Source organism: Microcoleus sp. T3_B1 (assembly GCF_036700445.1).
Taxonomy (GTDB): domain Bacteria; phylum Cyanobacteriota; class Cyanobacteriia; order Cyanobacteriales; family Microcoleaceae; genus Microcoleus.
On sequence record NZ_JAUBOX010000004.1, the window covers coordinates 62,633 to 81,799 of the forward strand.

The 19,167-nt window shown below is 45.9% G+C and carries 21 protein-coding genes; 8 read left to right on the forward strand and 13 right to left on the reverse strand.

All coding sequences use genetic code 11. From position 1 onward, the window contains the following. Window positions 1-72: 72 nt before the first annotated feature. The gene (locus tag QT990_RS03740; RefSeq protein WP_333141302.1) at window positions 73-1,599 is read left to right on the forward strand and encodes an ATP-binding protein; all 1,527 of its coding nucleotides are present in this window, start codon (window positions 73-75) and stop codon (window positions 1,597-1,599) included. 124 nt (window positions 1,600-1,723) lie between these two features. Here QT990_RS03740 and rsmA read toward each other — a convergent pair whose 3' ends face one another. Next, a complete protein-coding gene (rsmA, locus tag QT990_RS03745) occupies window positions 1,724-2,545 on the reverse strand; it encodes a 16S rRNA (adenine(1518)-N(6)/adenine(1519)-N(6))-dimethyltransferase RsmA (RefSeq protein WP_333464953.1) in 822 nt (273 codons plus the stop codon). Window positions 2,546-2,822: 277 nt separating this feature from the next. Between rsmA and galK the strand changes: the two genes are divergently transcribed. Then, on the forward strand, window positions 2,823-3,902 hold the full coding sequence (gene galK, locus QT990_RS03750; protein WP_333464954.1) for a galactokinase: 1,080 nt from the start codon (window positions 2,823-2,825) through the stop codon (window positions 3,900-3,902). On the opposite strand, the gene QT990_RS03755 is transcribed toward galK, so the two are convergent. The 3 genes from QT990_RS03755 to QT990_RS03765 form a co-directional block, all read right to left on the reverse strand. Beyond that, window positions 3,892-4,266 carry a signal peptidase I gene (locus QT990_RS03755; protein ID WP_333141296.1) on the reverse strand — a complete coding sequence of 125 codons (375 nt, stop codon included), beginning with the start codon at window positions 4,264-4,266 and terminating at the stop codon, window positions 3,892-3,894. The genes galK and QT990_RS03755 overlap by 11 nt on opposite strands. A 476-nt stretch (window positions 4,267-4,742) precedes the next feature. Beyond that, on the reverse strand, window positions 4,743-5,420 hold the full coding sequence (locus QT990_RS03760; RefSeq protein WP_333309253.1) for an SRPBCC family protein: 678 nt from the start codon (window positions 5,418-5,420) through the stop codon (window positions 4,743-4,745). A gap of 33 nt (window positions 5,421-5,453) precedes the next feature. Next, on the reverse strand, window positions 5,454-6,617 hold the full coding sequence (locus QT990_RS03765; RefSeq protein ID WP_333141292.1) for a baeRF3 domain-containing protein: 1,164 nt from the start codon (window positions 6,615-6,617) through the stop codon (window positions 5,454-5,456). A gap of 254 nt (window positions 6,618-6,871) precedes the next feature. Between QT990_RS03765 and QT990_RS03770 the strand changes: the two genes are divergently transcribed. Further along, complete coding sequence (locus QT990_RS03770; RefSeq protein WP_333141290.1) at window positions 6,872-7,549, forward strand: DUF2834 domain-containing protein; 678 nt, start codon at window positions 6,872-6,874, stop codon at window positions 7,547-7,549. 203 nt (window positions 7,550-7,752) lie between these two features. Here QT990_RS03770 and QT990_RS03775 read toward each other — a convergent pair whose 3' ends face one another. From QT990_RS03775 to QT990_RS03800, 6 genes are all read right to left on the reverse strand, one after another. Beyond that, window positions 7,753-8,103 carry a DUF5615 family PIN-like protein gene (locus QT990_RS03775; RefSeq protein WP_333141288.1) on the reverse strand — a complete coding sequence of 117 codons (351 nt, stop codon included), beginning with the start codon at window positions 8,101-8,103 and terminating at the stop codon, window positions 7,753-7,755. Then, complete coding sequence (locus QT990_RS03780) at window positions 8,100-8,429, reverse strand: DUF433 domain-containing protein (protein WP_333141286.1); 330 nt, start codon at window positions 8,427-8,429, stop codon at window positions 8,100-8,102. Before QT990_RS03780 ends, QT990_RS03775 begins: the two co-directional genes overlap by 4 nt. 14 nt (window positions 8,430-8,443) lie before the next feature. Continuing rightward, entirely contained in the window at window positions 8,444-8,860 is a 417-nt protein-coding gene (locus tag QT990_RS03785) for a hypothetical protein (RefSeq protein ID WP_333309246.1), read from the reverse strand. A gap of 64 nt (window positions 8,861-8,924) precedes the next feature. Then, window positions 8,925-9,176: a hypothetical protein gene (locus QT990_RS03790; RefSeq protein ID WP_333464955.1), complete on the reverse strand. Its 252-nt coding sequence runs from the start codon at window positions 9,174-9,176 to the stop codon at window positions 8,925-8,927. Between the two features lie 144 nt (window positions 9,177-9,320). Beyond that, window positions 9,321-10,067 carry a uracil-DNA glycosylase family protein gene (locus QT990_RS03795; protein ID WP_333281832.1) on the reverse strand — a complete coding sequence of 249 codons (747 nt, stop codon included), beginning with the start codon at window positions 10,065-10,067 and terminating at the stop codon, window positions 9,321-9,323. Between the two features lie 186 nt (window positions 10,068-10,253). Continuing rightward, the gene (locus QT990_RS03800) at window positions 10,254-10,490 is read right to left on the reverse strand and encodes a DUF433 domain-containing protein (RefSeq protein ID WP_333309241.1); all 237 of its coding nucleotides are present in this window, start codon (window positions 10,488-10,490) and stop codon (window positions 10,254-10,256) included. A gap of 126 nt (window positions 10,491-10,616) precedes the next feature. Here QT990_RS03800 and QT990_RS03805 point away from each other — a divergent pair, with 126 nt between their 5' ends. Next, window positions 10,617-10,919 (forward strand): DUF433 domain-containing protein, encoded by a 303-nt coding sequence (locus tag QT990_RS03805; RefSeq protein ID WP_333309239.1) that lies wholly within the window; start codon window positions 10,617-10,619, stop codon window positions 10,917-10,919. Continuing rightward, entirely contained in the window at window positions 10,916-11,284 is a 369-nt protein-coding gene (locus QT990_RS03810; protein ID WP_333309237.1) for a DUF5615 family PIN-like protein, read from the forward strand. The genes QT990_RS03805 and QT990_RS03810 overlap by 4 nt, the downstream gene beginning before the upstream one ends. Window positions 11,285-11,332: 48 nt before the next feature. Here the strand turns inward: QT990_RS03810 and QT990_RS03815 are convergent, their stop codons facing one another. Both QT990_RS03815 and QT990_RS03820 read right to left on the reverse strand, forming a co-directional pair. Continuing rightward, window positions 11,333-12,310 (reverse strand): heme o synthase, encoded by a 978-nt coding sequence (locus QT990_RS03815; RefSeq protein ID WP_333309235.1) that lies wholly within the window; start codon window positions 12,308-12,310, stop codon window positions 11,333-11,335. 298 nt (window positions 12,311-12,608) lie between these two features. Then, window positions 12,609-13,523 carry a heme A synthase gene (locus QT990_RS03820; protein ID WP_333141270.1) on the reverse strand — a complete coding sequence of 305 codons (915 nt, stop codon included), beginning with the start codon at window positions 13,521-13,523 and terminating at the stop codon, window positions 12,609-12,611. A 528-nt stretch (window positions 13,524-14,051) separates the two neighbouring features. On the opposite strand from QT990_RS03820, the gene QT990_RS03825 reads away from it, so the two are divergent. The 3 genes from QT990_RS03825 (at window position 14,052) to QT990_RS03835 (ending at window position 16,371) form a co-directional block, all read left to right on the forward strand. Further along, entirely contained in the window at window positions 14,052-14,333 is a 282-nt protein-coding gene (locus tag QT990_RS03825) for a hypothetical protein (RefSeq protein WP_333141268.1), read from the forward strand. A gap of 222 nt (window positions 14,334-14,555) precedes the next feature. Continuing rightward, window positions 14,556-14,723, forward strand: coding sequence for a hypothetical protein (locus QT990_RS03830; protein ID WP_333141266.1), 168 nt, complete (start codon window positions 14,556-14,558; stop codon window positions 14,721-14,723). A 220-nt stretch (window positions 14,724-14,943) separates the two neighbouring features. Then, entirely contained in the window at window positions 14,944-16,371 is a 1,428-nt protein-coding gene (locus QT990_RS03835; protein ID WP_333141264.1) for an ABC transporter substrate-binding protein, read from the forward strand. A gap of 234 nt (window positions 16,372-16,605) precedes the next feature. Here the strand turns inward: QT990_RS03835 and QT990_RS03840 are convergent, their stop codons facing one another. After that, window positions 16,606-19,113 carry a glycosyltransferase gene (locus QT990_RS03840; protein WP_333464956.1) on the reverse strand — a complete coding sequence of 836 codons (2,508 nt, stop codon included), beginning with the start codon at window positions 19,111-19,113 and terminating at the stop codon, window positions 16,606-16,608. Window positions 19,114-19,167: the final 54 nt, after the last annotated feature.

The following is a 19,167-nucleotide window of genomic DNA, read 5'->3' on the forward strand; positions in this document are numbered from 1 at the left end:
TGAAAGAAACCCCTGGTTGCAATTAATTGGCACCAGTCCGAGTCCATTTTCTCACAACTCAAAGGAAATATTATGCAGGAAATGTGGAAAACTTTTTTTAGTTCCGGGCCATTTATTCCTCACGGCCACTGCTATCTCTGGCATACCCCGTTAGTCTGGCTTCACCTTGCCTCAGATTCTATAATTGCACTCGCGTATTTTTCCATCCCGATTACATTGGTTTATTTTATTTCCAAACGCGAAGATTTGCCATTTAATTGGATCTTTGCCCTGTTTGGAACCTTTATCGTCGCCTGTGGCATCACTCACATATTTGAACTCTGGACACTTTGGCATCCTACCTATTGGCTTTCAGGAACAATGAAAGCAATTACTGCCCTTATTTCCTTTGCTACAGCCATACTTTTGGTAGACTTAATGCCTCAAGCCCTAGCACTTCCCAGTCCCGCACAGTTAGAATCCGCCAACCGACTCCTAGAAGCTGAAATTGTCGATCGCCAATTAGCAGAAGCTGCACTAAAAAAAGCCAAAGAAGAATTAGAAATTAGAGTTGAGGAACGCACCGCAGAGTTAAAGTCTCAAACTCAACAGTTAGAATTGACCAACCGACTCCTAGCATCGGAAATTGTCGAGCGGCAATTAGCAGAAGCTGCACTAAAAAAATCTAAAGAAGAATTAGAAATTAGAGTTGAGGAACGCACCGCAGAGTTAAAGTCTCAAACTCAACAGCTCGAACAAGCCTTGTCTGAATTGCAGCAGGCTCAATCAAAGCTAATTCAAAGCGAAAAAATGTCATCTTTGGGGCAATTAGTCGCTGGGGTTGCTCATGAAATCAACAATCCGATTAACTTTATTTACGCGAATGTTACTCACGCTCGCGAGTATGCCGATAGTTTGCTAGAATTGGTGAATATCTATCAAGAGCAGTATCCGAATCCCTTACCCACACTTAGAGAAAAACTCCAGTCTGTAGATTTAGATTTTATTATCTATGACCTACCAAAAATATTAATTTCTATGAAAAACGGGGCAGAGCGCATTCTCGGTATTGTCAAGTCGCTGCGAATTTTTTCGCGCCATGACGAAGCAGAAATGAAATTAGCCGACGTTCACGAAGGAATTGACAGCACACTGATGATTTTGCAAAGCAGATTGAATGCTAAGCCCGGTTTGGCGAAAATTCAAGTTATCAAAGAATATGGCAATTTACCCCAAATAGAGTGCTATCCGGGACAGCTAAATCAAGTGTTTATGAATATCCTGGCTAATGCTATTGATGCTTTAGAAGAAGACAGTCACAGCGAGGGGATTGCAGCCAATGAAGCTGATCGTCGCCTCATCAAAATTTCTACCAAAGTTTTAGAGAGTCAAGTGGTAGAAATCCGAATTAGCAACAACGGGCCAGAAATAACAGAATCGGTGAGGAACCAGTTATTTAATCCATTTTTTACCACTAAACCAGTAGGTAAAGGCACGGGATTGGGTTTATCGATTGGCTATCAAATTATCACAGTAAGACATAAAGGCGAATTGCACTGTATTTCTGCACCGGGGCAAGGTGTAGAATTTATTATAAAAATTCCCATGAGGCTGCAATAAACCTTTAAAAATCCCCATAAAACCTAAATTAAACTGTTAGGAGTCACAGCGAAAAGCCCGGATAAAAAAACACCCCGATATCCGAATTATTTAATAATTCTGGTATCTAACACAATCCTGAATTTCACACATCGCACATAATATTATTACTCAAACTTACCCATTGATCCACGCTTAAATCTTCAGCGCGAGATTGAGGATTTATCTGTAACTCTTCTAGCAATTGAACGAGTTTATCTAAATCCACAGCCCCTTTCAAATTATTTCGCAGCATCTTGCGCTTGCTACCAAATCCCAACTTAACTAAATTCTCCAAATAGCGCGGATTAACCGCCACAGTTTCTATCTGTCTGGGAAGCAGCCGCACCACGGCGGAATCGACTTTTGGCGGCGGAAAAAAGTCTTTAGACGGCACATCGCAAATTAACTCGCATTCTGCTAAATACTGCACTCGCACTGACAGCGCGCCAAAAGCTGTCGAACCCGGTTTAGCGTAAAGCCTTTGGGCCACTTCTTTCTGCACTAACAGCACGATCGCATCGAAGGGTTTAGCCGCAGGAACAGATATCGTTCCCAGCAGTTTTTGCAGGATCGGGCCGGTAATATTATAAGGAATATTGGCAACAACTTTATTGGGATTTTGGAATTTGGGAAAGGCCGTTAGTTCAGCCTCTAAGTCCATTTCCAGGATGTCGCCTTGTAGCAGTAAAAAATTGTCGGTTTTGCCGAGTTGTTTGGCTAGCTTGAGACACAAATCTCGATCGATCTCCACAGCAACAACAGACTCAGCCGCAGGCAGCAAGCGTCGAGTCAAAATCCCCGTGCCCGGCCCAATTTCCAGGACGCGATCCTGATCCAAAGAAGCCGCTTTCACAATCTTATCTAAGGCTTTCTCGCTTTTGAGCCAATGTTGAGCAAACTGTTTTCGGGGTCTGGTCGATCGCATTTTTTGAATTTTTGGAGAAATCTTAGCCTGTCATTCTATCACAGCTCAATATCTCTTCCCAACCTACGGTGATGTTTATTTTTGTTAACAGGGGTTGAATTAACCAAAAAACTTGGGCACTATAATAAGGACAAACGATAAAAAATAAATTTATTTCTTCCCAATTACCAACAGGACAACACGTAAGTCACGGAGGCACGGATAGCGGTTTTTTCAAATAACCAATAACAAATAACCAATAACAAATAACCAAGAACCAATTACCACTTCCCCAAAAATGAAATTCCAACGAGTATTTGGTACATTACCCAAAACCACAGCCAGCGCCCCCGGCAGAGTAAACCTGCTGGGCGAACACACAGACTACAACGATGGATTTGTACTTCCAACTGCGATTCCCCAGCGCACCACAGTACAAATCGGCTTCAGCAGTGACGATCGACACCATTTTTATTCAGCAGAATATGACGAACTCATAAATTATTCAGACGACGATACCATACCGCAAAAATTCGTCAGTTATATCTGTGGCTGCCTGAGACTTTTAGAAAAAGAAGGATACAAAATACCGCCCATAAATCTCTACATTACCTCGACTGTGCCGATCGGAGCCGGTTTGTCCAGCAGCGCCGCTTTAGAAATAGCCACCCTCAGAGGAGTGCGCGCCCTACTGAACCTCCCCCTAGACGACGTGCGCCTAGCTCAAATCGGACAGCAAGTCGAAATCCGATATGCCGGCTTGAACTGTGGCATCATGGATCAAATGGCATCGAGTTTAGCAGACACCAACACCATGCTATTGATCGACACCCGCAGCCTCGAATGCCGCCCGATACCTTTTCCCACAAACACAGAAATTTTAATAATTGACAGTGGCGAAAGCCACGAACTAGCAGCAGGAAGTGGCTACAACCAGCGGCGCGCCGAGTGTGAGGAATCCGCGCGGATATTGGGAGTTAAGGCTCTCAGGGATATCGCCGACCCCCAAGCTGTCGAAGTATTGCCGGAACCCCTCAGAAGGCGAGCGCGCCACGTGGTTACGGAAAACAACCGCGTACTCGAAGCGGTAAAATCTTTGCCAGCAAAACGTTTTGGCGAGTTAATGAATGCTTCCCATGCCAGTCAGCGCGACGACTACGAAGTTTCGGTGCCGGCAGTAGACACGCTGGCGGCAATCTTGCAGTCAATTCCGGGAGTGTTCGGCGCAAGGCTGACGGGCGGAGGTTTTGGCGGTGCTTGCGTAGCCTTGGTGGAGAGTGGGAAAGCGGGTGTTATCGCATCCGAGGCGATCGATCGCTACCAGCGCGCGGGTTTTAGCGGCCGCGTTTTGGTTCCCGAAATTACAGTTAATTCTTAACTCCAGAACTATCTCCCGGTAGAGAAGGCCAGCGCACAGTGACGATCGTCGAATCCTCCTCCGCCGACCAATAATGAGGCACTCCCGGTAGCCAGAGAGCATAATCTCCTTCGCGAGACAGCAAGATTTCTTGCTCTGGAAATTGCAGGCGAAACCGCCCTTTTACCAGGATAGAAAGCGTTGTGGCTTCCGCATTTACCGCCCACTGAGTCCTACAATCTCCGGCGGGGTGAGTGCCCCATTTTACCTCTAAAACAGAAGTCGATCGCGGGTCATCTTCAGGAGTCATAAAGTGACCCGCAAACCAACCGCCCCGACTTGCACCTTCAGCGCCCGCATTTCCGAAAACCACTTGAGATGACATCAATTAATCAGGTAAACAACAAATAGCTTGAGAGCACAAACTCTACGTTTTGTACTCAAGGACATCCCGCTCGATCGCTCGTGTCGTAGGGACACTCCAAGAGTCCAGAGGTGTCAACTTAACGTACAACCGATAGTCCGACAGTCCGACAGGGGTTGAAACCCCTGCCTCAAAGCTAAAGTCGTCTGAAGACGACTAATGAGTTTTTCAGTCCTCTTTGAGAGGACTTTAGCTATGAGACAGGGAATTCATTCCCTGGCTGCCTCAAAGCTAAAGTCGTCTGAAGACGACTAATGAGTTTTTCAGTCCTCTTTGAGAGGACTTTAGCTATGAGACAGGGAATTCATTCCCTGGCGGACTAACGGGTGGGCGGGAGGACTGGTGGACAAAAAGCTTAAGTTGAACACCTATGGGCTTGGCCTAAGTCCCTACACTCGCCCTGTCCCTACAAGGGCTTACCACCAAAAGTGCTATACTTACTTCCGGCCCGAAGGTTGACCTTCCGTAGTCGCTATTTCCCCAGCTTCCATCAACTGCTTAAAGCGACGTAAATCATTGGCAATTTGCTGTTCGGGAGCTTCGCCAAATAGTTTAGCAGCACCAGCACCAATTGCACCGCCCGGAGGGTTGTATTCGATGACAACTTTTACCTCAGTACCGCGTCCTGCAGATGCCGGTTGAAAGCGCACAAAACCAGAATTGTCAACATCAGATCCTTCAACAGACGCCCAAGCAATTAAGCGATTTTCTTCTTCGCGGACAATCTCTGCATCCCATTCCACACTATTGCCCATCGGCGCGCTGGCAATCCAGTGAGAACGTTTTTCATCTATTACCGTAACGTGTTTGAGATGCTTCATAAACCGAGGTAAATTTTCAAAATTGCGCCACAAACGGTACAATTCATCAGCCGGTTTGTCGATCGTCACCGTCTTTTCAACTTTAATGCTTTGATTCGGATCAGCGGCCGACTGCAAACCCTCCACAACCCCCAGCCCGCGAGCCGCTAAACCGCCGCCCGCAACCGCCAGCAAAGCACCTCTCAAAGAACGCTGCGACAAACCAAAAAGCACCAGCGCCCCGCCACCAATTAAAGATGCCCAGCGTTCGGTATCGCCGCTGCTACTTTGGTTTTGTTTGTCGGAATTTGTCATTGAACTCGATTCCATTGCTTTAAACCTGGTAAATTAATAGCGGAAAATAGCAGCTAAAGGCGCCTCGTCCGGCACTTTTTCCGGTGGCACCGCGTAAACAGTTCCGCCATTGAGAATAGTTTGAATTGCTGCCGCATTCAACAAATCTTCGTCGCCCAATTCTGCATCTGGGTGGATTTGCACCGCGTTCGTATCGGGATTAAAAGTACCCCACTGCTGAACGCCAAGAGCAACAAATAGTCGATCGACTCGTCCAAAATAAGCAGCCGAAACAGCTTCTTTCAAATCAGCAGAAATTTTATCGCTTCCTGTCAGATCGTGGTATTGTGCGATCGCCTCTGACTGAGCCTGCAAAAACAAAGGTTCTACCAACGGCAAAGCTTCGGCCCGCAACTCTTCCGGCTTGAGAAGTTTCTGATTGCCTGTAATTCCTTCTTCAAATAAATGCGGGTAGGTATTGGCTTCTCGGTAAAGCGGGAGCAAATACTCAACTCCAGCTAACACTAAAGGAGCTTTTTTATTGTGCAAATATTTGTGCAGCGCCCCATCAATTATGTGGAAATACTGCAAAATTTCCTGCTGGGGCTCATCTCGATCTGGACTTCCTTGACCGTGAAAACTTCCCGGCTGCTGAAAAGAATTATTAGTGCCTCCTTTTGAAGTAGCAATCCGAAACTGACCATCTTTAGCAGTCGGGTCATATTGCAGAGCCTCCTCAAGGCTTTTCGGCAAGTTTTCAACTTCAACTTCCCTAGCACTGTAAGGCGTACACTCAATCAGCCTCACTTCCTTCTGACTGAGAGCTAAAACATAAAATAAATTATCTCCTGTCAGCATAGGCATCAGCGGTTTGACGTGAAAATTGTCGCTCACAACCACTAATTCCTCAAAATTCACCGGACAGGTATAGTAGCGGAAAAATCCCGAACCGACAAAAATCGCCAGCAGGTTGCTTTGATTTTCCCAAAAGTTTTCCTGGTCAATTTCTGCTCGGACTGGCTCTAGCAATTGGGCAGCTTCTTTTTTGTCAAATCCGTACTCTACAATTTTGTCTTCAGCCTCTCTGATTAAATTTTTGAACCGAATCGGGTTTTGTTGAATTTCTGTTCCTTGAGTCACTGGCATATAAATTGAGACGCACAATCCAGGAGATTGTTGTACCAGTGCTTTGAGTTCCTCTACAGATATTAAGTTCATTGCTGAAACTCCTTTTCTAAGGGGGGTTTTGTAATAAAAACAACCGATTCTTTAAAATGTATCTCTCCTGACATGACCCCTGCGTCTGCCTAAAGTAATGATCGGCTGCTGTAGAGCATTTCATCCCCGAACTAAAACGGGGTTTCCCGCCGCTGTTCCAATCGAACTGCTTATTACCTAAGATAGACGGCGCTAACTCGGCGGCTACTTTACCATAATTTACTTTAGTCGGCTTCCACTACTCGTTATATCTGATGAAAACAAAAATGTTTCTGGGGTTGCTGTGGGCAACATTTATTGCCTACACCTTGCTGCTAGCTCCTCTCGATCAGCCCGGAACGTTAACAGTTATCGAAAAAATGCTCAAGTTGCAGCTAGAAGGAATCAACCCCTACCTTGTCACTATATTCGCTCTCATGGGAGTCTGGCCGATGGTCTACGCTTGCCTCCTATTCATTGATGAGAGAACCCAAAATATATCCGCTGGGCCTGCTTTCCTCGCTTCCAACGGGGCAGGTATCATCGGCTTAATTCCCTACTTACTCCTCCGCCAGCCCCAGCCACAATTTTCCGGCCGCAAAGATATGTTGATCAAAATATCAGACTCCCGCTGGACAGGCATTGTACTTTTACTAACTACTATCTGGCTGTTAGCTTGGGCTTGGTTAAATGGAGATTGGGGAGATTATGTCAAGCAGTGGCAGTCAATTCCTTTTGTGCATTTAATAACTTGGGATTGTTGCTTGATGGCTGTAATATTTCCGTCACTTTTGGGAGACGACATGGCACGCCGCGGACTCTCGGACGATCGCATTTTTTGGGCAGTGTCTCTAGTTCCGCTGTTAGGGCCGCTAGTTTATCTTTGTCTGCGCCCCCCTCTGCCAGAATCTGCAACCGAAATCGGCAGTTTCCCGCTAACAGCCAGAAGTTGAAACATTGAAAAATTTGGTAGTGTTCAAGATGTACTTTATTGACTAGCTCAAATGACCTGCCGGAGTCGTCATCCCAGTTGAGAAATTCCTCGAAGGAAAGGGTTTTTTGGGCGATCGCAACCATTGATATTAACCTTTTGCGTAGGTTGGCTCTCTGTTGTCTGTTTCTAGCTTAACGCTTTCAATATCCATTTTAGTGTGCATCAAAGGGGTAGCTTAGCAATACGATCGACCCATTCCTCTGCACTAGATGCTGCCCAAATCAAGAGTAGTTCTTCGATGACAACTTCCATCGGTATTTTTCGGGAAACAATAATGACTCCAGCACTCTGATTAGTAGTAATGAACTCAGAAAATTCCGATGGCATTGTTTTGCGATCGTGGCTGACAAGAACACGTCTTTGCTGTGCTGCAATTGCCAGCACTTCTAAATCTTTAACGCCTTCTAACCCAGCAGCAAAAGCAGTTTGAAAGTCGATTGTAGATTCTCGTCGCAGTAATCCTGTGACGATCGCCTGATTTAAGTCAGCATCAGCTTGATAGCGCACATTCACGATTGCACCTGCTGTGTTGCTGCTTTAGCTGCAATCAGTTTGTTGTACAAAGCTGGATCGCTGGTTTGTAGAGGTTGAGGCATGGCATCAAATGCAGCTTCTTCGGCGGCTAAGTAAGCGTCGATTTCAGCGCGGTTGGCTAGATAAAAGGCGATTGCCCCATAAACCTGTTCCAGTGTCAGTAGTGGGAAAGACTGAACAATAGTTTCGGGCGATAATCCTTGACAGAAAGCATAGGCGATCGAGTCAAGAGAAATCCGAGTTCCTTCAACCCAATAGGCATCATTCCGATACTCTATGTAAGTTTTAACTGCTACAACTGGCATACATTTTTTTGATTCTAACTACTTATTATCATAGACGGAAGAACCCGCAGGCAGCCCAGGGTTTGCATCAGATCTGTCAGAGGTTGGTTGCGGAAGGTTGCGAGTTGAATTAAGGCTTGAATGCGGGTAACGTTGAGTTGTTCAAGGCGCGAGCTCATTTGGATCAGTTGCTTGTGTTCATCGGGAGTCAGGGTTTCGGCATGACGCTTGGCGATGAGGGCATGGTATTCTTCCCAGGTTTGTGCACTAAAGCCAATGTTAATTTGTTGCAGCAAGTCGGCTTCAGTAGGTTGGGTAATTGGAAGTCTAGGCTGGAGGCGTTCTTGCAGGGCGTTGAGGATGTAGCGATCGGGTTCAACGCCCTGTCGAGATGCTTCAGTGCGGATCTGGTGTTCGAGTTCGGGAGAGAGGTTGAGGGTGATGGTGGTCATGGTTATCTTGGCAGCAACATCTATTCATCATTTTAGCGATCGGGCTTTCACCTTATCAAAAACTTCATCGCATGGGACTTCTCGATTTTATTGTCCGCGTCCTGGTTTGCAATCTACGAAACCTAATGCTTCTGTGCCCTTGAAAATTGGCGATCGAAATGGCGATCGGATATTCAATTTTCGCAGCACGCGCAATTAGAGCAGCTTTAATTCGTTCTGGCAAACGTCCCAAAATAACTTCGGCATCAGGAGAAAGTTGTTCTTGAAGTTTAGCTTGCATGACATTCACCTTTGGGTTGGAATTTGATAGATACATTCAAGCCACTACCCAACTCAGATTTAGCGGTCTAACGTTGCCAATCACCCGCCGCAAATTACCTCAGACTGCCACCGACAGGATTTCGACGGTCGGGTGCATTGGCGTTGTTCGAGTGCGCGCATCTCTTGCCGTATTTTGATGCTACCGCAAAAAAGCGCGTAACTTTTCAAGTTCATCACCCTGTAAACACTTAGCAAAAGAACGGTGGGTCCGAGCATTTGGATGGGGGAGAAAAGCAAAAAATCTTTCACGATTCCCTATCTCAACGAACTCGGATATTGAATTTGCTGTAGAGATATTGAATTGGCTTTGAATCACTTGCTTTGCGCGTGCCCCCAGTACCACTATCACTTTTGCTCTTGCTAGTTCTAAAACTCTCAACAAGTAGGCTTCCACACATTGCTCCTGTGATTCTTCTACACCAGTTTCGGCACGAGACTTACAATGCACTATCTCGGTAAGCGCATAATCAATGCCTGGACTAACGTTCCGTTGAAGTAGCTCAATCGCACGTTGTCTAACCGCTGCCCAAAATCGAGTAGAGCGACTATATTTCCCGTCTTTTAGCAAGGATTTTGTACCATCAACGATCCAGTGCTTACGTCCTCCTCCAAAACGGTAATTGAAATAATCGTGTACTTCGCTACATGACCAATCCCAAGTTGGGTAATCTTCATCAGAGCCAATTGATGGATTTGAACTCAGGAAGAGAATGGGTGCTTGCTCTATCTGTCCACTCCAAGGTTCAGGCACTTGAAATTTTTCTAACCCAATTGCATTTTGAGAGTCAACAATTTTACGACATGGATTTTCAACAGAAATATCTTCTTGACACTCTCGTGCATGGGGACAATGAACAATTTCACTTAGCAGAGTTTTTTCAGACATTCCCGAAATATATCAACTGATTACGAGTTTACGAAAATCTAGCAGTCGAACTTATAATTGTATCGCAGTTGCGGTACAATACCCAATAGAAGAGAAAAATACCGCAGATCGCTGATGTATTTCACCAAAGGTAGCCAGTAATCCACACATCAATTGCTGGCGAGCGATGAGAATTCAACCAAATTGTCATGCGGCTAAAACGGGATGGTCGAGTTTGCCGACTGCATACAACAGCGCAGCTTTAATATCCTCAAGTTCCAAGTCTGGCAATTCTTCGAGAAACTTAAAAATTTGCTCACCCGCAGCTAGCAACTCTAGGATATCGATGACTCGAATCCGCATTCCCCGGATGCAGGGACGATCGCCACATTGTCTTGGGTTCACTGTAATTCGGTCAAACAGATAAGCAACGGATGCTGGCATGGGTTAAAATTATTTAAAACCTTTGTCTCTAGCTTACTTCATTTATCGCCCCAAACTCACACCGCGATATAATTCTGCGATCGCTATGCTGTAATAGAAATCAGTCCCTTCAAACTTCCATAGTTTATGACCACAGCAGTATCTATTGACATTGGTACGCTCATTACACGCACTCCCGGACTGCATGGTGGATGTCCCCACATCCTCGGTAAAGGCGTTACCGTTCGCCGGATTGTAACCTGGTACAAGCGAGGATTGAATGCTGAAGAGATTTGCGATCGCATTTCTCATCTCACCCTCGCCGAAGTCTACGCTGCATTAACTTACTATCATGCCAACACCGCAGAAATTGAAACTGATTTGCTCCATCAAGCAGCAGAAGCCAAGCGTCTTGAAGCTTTGTACAGCAACTTTGGTAAAGAAGCATGAGTGAGATTAGGCTTTACCTAGATGAAGACTCCCAGGATCAGTCCCTACTACGGGCATTACGGGCACGTCAAGTCGATGTAACCACCGTTAACGAAACTCAAACAGAAGGATTAATCGACGAAGAACAACTTCGGCTAGCTGCCACTCAAAACAGAGTTTTGTACAGTCACAATATTGGAGATTTCTGTCAGTTACATACTGAGTTCCTTGGCAGAGAGGAATCTCATGCTGGCATTGCGCTGATCTCACAAGACTATTCCGTGGGCGAGCAAGTTAGAGTTATTATGGAACTAACTGCTAATAAGACAGCAGAGGAAATGGTTAACCAGTTAGAGTTTTTGAGTAAATACTTAAAAAATAGCTAAATACTCAGAGCCCCGACTTCTTCAAGAAGTCTGGGCTCTAAAAGCAGACTACATCACAACTGCACTAATCAAAGTTTGCACATTTTGTACAACAGCAGTAGTCAAATTATGAGTCACAGGCAAACTGTCAACCACTATTCCGGCGCACAATAGCATCAGGTACAGAATAGAGTATTTAAAGAGCGATCGCGCAACAATCTTATCCTCTGGAGTCTGCAACAGCAACCAAGCTTTTTGGGCAAAAATAGCACCCAGGAAAATAGCTGTTCCCGCATACACCGCGCCCGCTAAATGCAGGGGATAAACTAGCAGGAAAGTTGCAGGAATCATCAATAGCGTGTAAATCCAAATTTGGCGGGCTGTCTCTTCGTCGCCCTCAATTACAGGTAACATCGGGACGCCTACTTCCTTGTATTCATCGCGAATCATCATTGCTAATGCCCAAAAATGCGGCGGTGTCCACAGGAATATAATCCCAAACAGCAGCCACGCACCCCAACTCAAATCTCCCGTAACCGCAGCCCACCCAACTAGCGGCGGAATCGCCCCTGCTGCACCGCCAATAACGATGTTTTGCACGCTGTGGCGCTTCAGCCAGTGGGTGTAAATTAGGACATAGAAAAGGATGCCTGACATCGCTAGCAATGCCGCTAATAAGTTGGCAACAACTGTCAGCAATGTAAAGGATATTGTAGCTAGGGCGATCGCAAATATCAAAGCATCCCGCTTCTTGACACGCCCGGAAGGAATTGGCCGCCACCGGGTGCGCTCCATAATATAATCGATGTCGCTGTCGTAGACACAATTAATCGTATTCGCCGACGCAGAAGCTAAAGCGCCTCCGGTAATAGTTGACACCAGCAATAGCGGGTCTACTTCTCCTTTGGCTGCCATCCACATTCCTGCTGATGTGGTGATTAGCAGCAGTAAAATAATTCTGGGTTTTGTTAGTTGATAGTAACTTTTCACGACTTGCGAAAAGTTTTCGTGGAGGCGGGGGCTGTCGTTGGTAAGAACTTCTTGCATCGGTTATTAGTTGTTAGTTGTTAGTTGTCAGTCATTGGTTTGTAGGGGCGGGTTTTACGACAAATATTTACTGTAGCTACAAGGATTAATAAACCCGCCCCCACCGAGGGATAAATCAGGCCCCTCTTACTCAAGGAATAGATAAATCTGCCTTTTAGAGAGTGTCCGGTTGATTCGTGCTTGTATGGGCGGGGCGGGTTTATGAAACTGTTGGCTTTTAGATCGAGAATCATGGTGAACCCGCCCCTACAAGACCTTGCACTATATAATAACGATGCTACCGGACATGATATTACTCTCAAGCTGATAAAACTCGATCGCGCCAAGCTAAAACACTAAAAGCTATCAGGGTTCCCAGCAAAGCAGCACCGACTGCTTGGTGGGCCACTGTCAGCGGTTCTACCTGAAGGTGCAGCCGGAAAGTTGCTAATCCCAGAACTAATTGAGCAATTAGACAAACACTCGCCCAATTAGCCAGTTTTCGCAAATTTGGACTCAGTGCAGGCTGCCGCCAAGCCATCACTGCTACGGCTAAAGTCGCTGCTGTAGCTGGTACGATACCGGCGATGTGGCTGTTCATTACCGAGCACAATTCTGAGGAGTCCAAACATTGGTGCAGAGCCCATCTAGAGCCTACTAATGCTCCTAACAAACTTTGCAGGTAAACTAACAATGCTGCGATCGAACTTACCCAAGCTAATTTGCCGACATTTCCTGTAGCTTCGTAGGGAGTCAGCATGAAACCGATGACTAGCAGGGCGCCAAAAAATAGTAAAGCTGTTCCCAAGTGAGCGGTAACGATGTCAAATCTCAGCAGTTGTGTTACTGTCAAGCCGCCCAATACGCCCTGAAAAACGATTAAAAATACTGCTCCGGCGCTCGCCCAAGGCAGCCATTTTGGCAGGCGGCTGCGGTAAAACAAAGATAGTCCTAAAAGTGCGATCGCGCTTAAGCCAATTGCCGCAGCGTCCAACCGGTGAAACCATTCCAGAAATACCTGCAAATTCATTTGCGCTGCAGGTATTAATTGACCGTAGCACAGCGGCCAGTCGGGGCAAGCGAGCCCCGCATTCATCACTCGCGTGGCGCTGCCTACAGCCATTAACAGCCAGGTTGCGATCGCAATTTTCCACACTAGGCTGCGGATAATATCTTTTGGCTGCCACTGCACTCCTGCTGCTGCGTTTGGCTGATTTAAAACTGAGTTTGCCATGAACTTTACCTTAGCCTTTGGTATCGATCGAACTTAATTAAATATCGAGGTTTTGCTTTGGCTGAGCTTAGCCTAGCTTAACACTCTTTTTCTCTGACCAACCGTCATTTTTACTACCTTAGCGACACTTTTATCCAATTAGTTTGTCTTTATATTTTTTTCAACTTTCTTCTTTATATTACAAAAGATGTCCTTTATTTTGTCAAACTTAAAAAAACTTTAATCTTTCCCCGCTCCTGGATAATTAAAAACTCCCCCACTGTCTAGGTTGGGCGAAAAAATAAAGATATAATTAAGAAAAAGAATTTATTAAAAAATTGTGATATGAACCGCTCAAAAATGTTTACAAAAAGCTAAACAACATAAAAAAACCTATAAAGTAGGATTCGCAACAAACTAAATGTAGCTGATTGTTCTACCTTAGTAGGAAGTATGACCGCAAATAAAAGGGCAGTCAACAAGTTAAGCAAGCTATAAGCCAGCCACTCTTTACTCCAGGCGTCATAACCGCGAGCAAGCAGCTCAAGGATGGAAAAAGAAACAGGGAAAATACCGGGTTCGCTGGTGGCCCTAGTTGGCTGCATAGCTCGCAGCAATCAGCTTGTGGTACGGTCAAAACAACCACCTGATGCCACAGCAAGCCTCAGAATAAGCACCGATGGTAGAGGCTTTTTTAACGTAATGATCGCAATCGCCACAGCCCTATTTATGGCGTTGCATAATAGCGGGATGATTTTGATTGTTTTGTGGGATGGGATCTCTTCGCCCGAAGGCGTGTATTTTCACACCAGGCGGGACGCTAACCCTTAACTCCCCACAAGAATCATCCTCAAATTGTACAACACCGCGATCGCACCCCCGCCGATCGCAGGGCTGTTTCATTCTCTTGTAGGGGCTGCCCCCCGTGGCTGCCGCCCGTGGCTGCCCCCATGTCTCAAACGCCTGTGAAGTTGTCTGTGGGGGGGTAGGCATTCTTGGCACTACAAGAGTCAAAAACGCGATTTTCGTGAGAATGAAACCGCCCTGCCCCCGATGGCAGACTCAGGAGACACGGTAGCTGAAACAGCACCAGAAATCACACCAGAAATGCCTCCCACCCCCAGCAGCGCCAAATACGGCGAAGAAGCGAAACCCTCAGAGACGGGACAATCCGCAGGTATCACAGTCAACGTCACTGGCTCAAAGCTGCTACGCAGTTAGATTTGTAGAAGATCAAGTTGAAATAAATTACCAAGCGCTAAAATATATGTATATGTCAGCCAAAAATCATCTATCTCCAGTAGCACAATTAGAATAATTGCTACATAAATTATTAAAAGAAGGAAAACTTGTTATTAAATGCGTTACATCCCGTACATTGCTCGTGACCGAACTTCCTAAGTCGTTGAATCTAAAACCTAAAATCTAAAATTCTGCCGCCATGTCCCAAAAAAATGAAACCGTTGTTCTGGTATTATCGCTCCTAATTACGATCGGGCTAGCCGGTGCAGGTATTTGGTGGCTGACAAGCCGAGGCGGCATCAATCTCGGAGGTTTATCACCCCAAAATCAGACATTTCCCAAGTCTCCGACGGGGAATTCCCCGCAATCAGAGCAGGCAATTGGGCAGCGTCTGAGTGCCGGACAAAAAGTGTTAATTCCAGAGCAAGCCACAACAACCAAACAAGCAGCAGTACAGGCGATCGCATCTGGCAACTATAACGCAGCTCTTTCCGACTTACAAGCTTCGCTGAAAACCAATCGCAACGATCCCGAAGCACTAATTTACCTCAACAACGCCCGCATCGGATCTCAAAAATCCTACACAATTGCCGCCGCAGTTCCCATTGGCGCCGATATCAATGGTGCTCAAGAAATTCTGCGGGGCGTCGCTCAAGCTCAAAATGAAATCAACCAAAGCGGCGGCATTAGCGGTACTCCATTAAAAGTGCTAATTGCTAACGACGACAACAACCCAGAAATTGCCTCGCAAATTGCCAGCGCGATCGCAAATAACTCTGAAGTTTTAGGAGTGATCGGGCATTTTAGTTCTGACGCAACGCTAGCAGCCAGCCAGATTTACCAGCAAAAACAATTAGTAGCAATTTCTCCCACAAGTACGTCGGTGCAGCTTTCAGGAGTTGGCAACAATATATTTCGGACAGTGCCGAGCGATCGGTTTGCGGCTAATGCTATTTCCCGCTATATGCTGACAAAATTGCAAAAGAAAAAAGCTGCTGTATTTTTCAATTCTGCTAGCAATTATAGCAAATCTTTAAAAAGTGAATTCACTACTGCTCTTTACGGAGATGGCGGACAAGTAGTATCGGAATTTGACTTGGCTAAGGGCAATTTTAATGCGGCCGAGAGCTTTAAAAGCGCGATCGCCCAGGGAGCAGAAGTGATTGTGTTAGCAGCCAATACCGCCACGCTCGACCAAGCTTTGCAAGTAGTGCAAGTAAACGCCAAACGCCTGCCGTTACTCGCAGGAGACGACGTTTATACTGCTAAAATCCTGCAAATCGGTGGCGCGGGAGCAACAGATATGGTGCTGGCGATTCCTTGGCATATTCTCGCAGATCCGCAGTCAAACTTTCCCCAAACATCCAAACAACTGTGGAATGCTGAAGTAAGTTGGCGCACAGCTTTAGCCTACGACGCGGCGATCGCGTTAATTGTTGGTTTAGGGCGCAATCCGACTCGTACAGGCATTCAACAAACTTTATCGGCGTCAGATTTTTCCGCAAATGGAGCATCGGGCCCGATTCGGTTTTTACCTTCGGGCGATCGCAATCGAGCAGTTCAATTAGTAACTGTTAAACCCGGAAATCGCACCAGTTACGGTTACGAGTTTGTGCCGATTAATTAAAAAACAAGTTCTGGTCATTTGTCTATGTATAGCCGAAGGAAGAAGGAAAAAGGAAGAAGGAAGAAGGAAGAAGGAAGAAGCAATAAAATCAATCGTGTCAGCCATTAAAAACGTCCTAACCGTCTTGGCGGTTGCTATAAAATCTACCATTGTTCCTGGGCGGGGGCGGCTTGATGGGATTGTTTGTTGTCGTGATAAATGTTTGGTGAAACCCGCCCGGGAGGGAAACTCGATCTACAGTTGCGAAACTCCGATCGGCCTAACTGCCCTATTCCTCTCAAAAACAGCCCTCGGTTTCAAAGCAATTCTCAACAACAGCCACAGCGATCGCCATTCTCCGGGAGTTTCCTGCCGCTGCCACTGGCCGGGCCGACAGTACAGCATTTCGATCAAACAGCGGTGCTGGCTAATGTTCAGGCGATCGAACGCAATTCGCACAGTGGGAAATTCCGCAAAACTGCCGTCTTTTCCATCCCGAAAACTTGACTCCAACTGAGATTTATCGCTCACCAACTCAATCTTAGCCACAGGAATAAAACAGTTTTCTTCCATAATTTTCATAGTCGCCGAATCGCAATCAATCAAACCTTGGGCCAAAGGACGCTCAGTGCCCAACTCAACAACAGAGGGCGCTACGGATCTCCTTGCTTTGACTGCCGCACTGCGAGAGAGCGCTTTTATTTTACCCTGCAATAAACTTGTCTGAACGGCATATTTTGGCAAAATCTCTGCTGGGGTCAAACTCTCTTTACTACCTTTACCTTTCACCGCAAAACTTGGCCACTGCGTCAGAGCAACTTCAGCGCCACTTTCCGAAATTACAGTAGTTATACCCCAAAAACTTTTACCGCCAATATTTAATTGTACCACCCTGCGTAAATTGAACCATTCGTAAATGTCCGGCTTAGGAATATCCACCAAAATTAGTAAGGCAATCCCGATCATCAGCAGGTTGTACGCGCTCCAAACCCATCCCAAACTCATTCCTTTTGACAACAACAAATGTGCACTTTCTGATATTGACTGTACGGTGCCTACATTTTTCACTAAATTAATGTTTAAATTGTGCCATAAACTGAATGCTGTAGCTGCGAACAAGACAATCAAAGGCCATCCCAAATTCCAGTTAAAATTAAAGCGATCGCTCGCCATTCCTTTTGGCGTCACCTGAAACCCTTTCCCAAAGGGTTTCAGCATGGAACTCACCACCGTCACCGCTAAAGGAATACACTGCACGAACGAATAAATATCCGAAAGCAAAGCCGAGCCCGATCTGCGGTTCAGCCAAGAAAACACAGTCAGTTGCACCAAATAGTAAGGCAGGAAAAAGTACAGCAATTCCCGCGCACTTGCCCGCAAAGGAATTATGCCGAGAAATGAATAAGCTAAAGGTATCAACAGATATAAAACCTTGGTTAAACTGGTAAACCAGTGCACCAATCCTTCCAAATGAGATAGCCTCTGTACGAATGTAAGACCGCGAATTGTTAAAGGATTGGAATCAATAAAAAATGCCTGAAGCGTGCCTCGCGCCCAGCGTAGCCTTTGATTTAGATGAGCCTCTATATTTTCAGCCGCCAAACCCGCACTCAATTTTTCATCTAAATAAACTAAGCGATATCCGGTTGCTGACAGCCGAATTCCGGTAAAATAATCTTCGCAGATTGAATCTGTGACCAAGCCTCCCGCTGTTTCTAAAGCACTCCGCCTAACTACAAAAGATGTACCGCAACAAACCACGCTGTCGGCGCTGTCTTTGATGATTTCAATTTGCCTGTAAAAAATTTCTTCTTCCGGCGCGATCACATTTTCTAAACCTAAATTACGGGAGATGGGGTCGTGGTTGTAAAAGCTTTGCGGTGTTTGAACGAGGGCGATTTCGGGATTTTGAAAAAATCCAACTGTTCGAGTTAAAAAGTTTTTAGTGGGAATAAAATCTGCATCGAAAACTACAATTAGTTCTCCATTAGTTAGGGGTGTGGCATGATTAATGTTTCCAGCTTTGGCGTGAATATTATCGGGTCTGGTTATATACTCGCATCCCAGTTCTTTGGCCAGCAACTTGATTTCATGCCGCTTGGTATCGTCGAGCAAATATACTTTTTTGTTGGGATAATCTAAAGCTTGACAGCCGATTACAGTGCGCCGTAAAATAAAAGCCGGTTCGTTGTAAGTTGGGATAAAAATATCTACGGGTGGGGTGAAGTTTCCAGCTTCAACTGCAACTGCCATGCGATCGGCTTCTCGACGCCGATCTTTCATTCTCAGCATTAAATACATTTGAATACTGGTGTTGAAAACCAGTAGCATTTCTAGGAAAAACAGCCCTAAACTAAAGATACCGTTGAGGGGATCGGTTAAATTTAGAGTAGCGAGCGATCGCCATAAAACGTAGCGAATGGTTAAAGCTAGAATTATTGCAACTACCACAGCGCGCGACCATTTCTGCGGTTGAGGCGAAATTTTAATTGCAGCTAAAGCCGCCGAAACCAGCACAAAAGTCGGCACTAACAAATACATCTTGCTCGTAGCAGGCACTTGCAGCCACACAGGCGGGTTTTGCTGCCAAATGTTGATTGTGGCAAAAATACCGCTGACTGTACCTTCACCGGCAAACCAGGCCCCGGCGATCGCACCTGCGAAAGCAACCGCACCCAACACGACTAGCGTTGCCGCCGGCACCCGCGAAATCCGCCCAAAGCGGCGTTTCAAGTCTTGAAAATCAAATCTTGAAGTTGTCATAAAATAATTTTAAAGTCCCGATCGTGCCTGCAACAGTAAGGGTTTCCTGCTGTC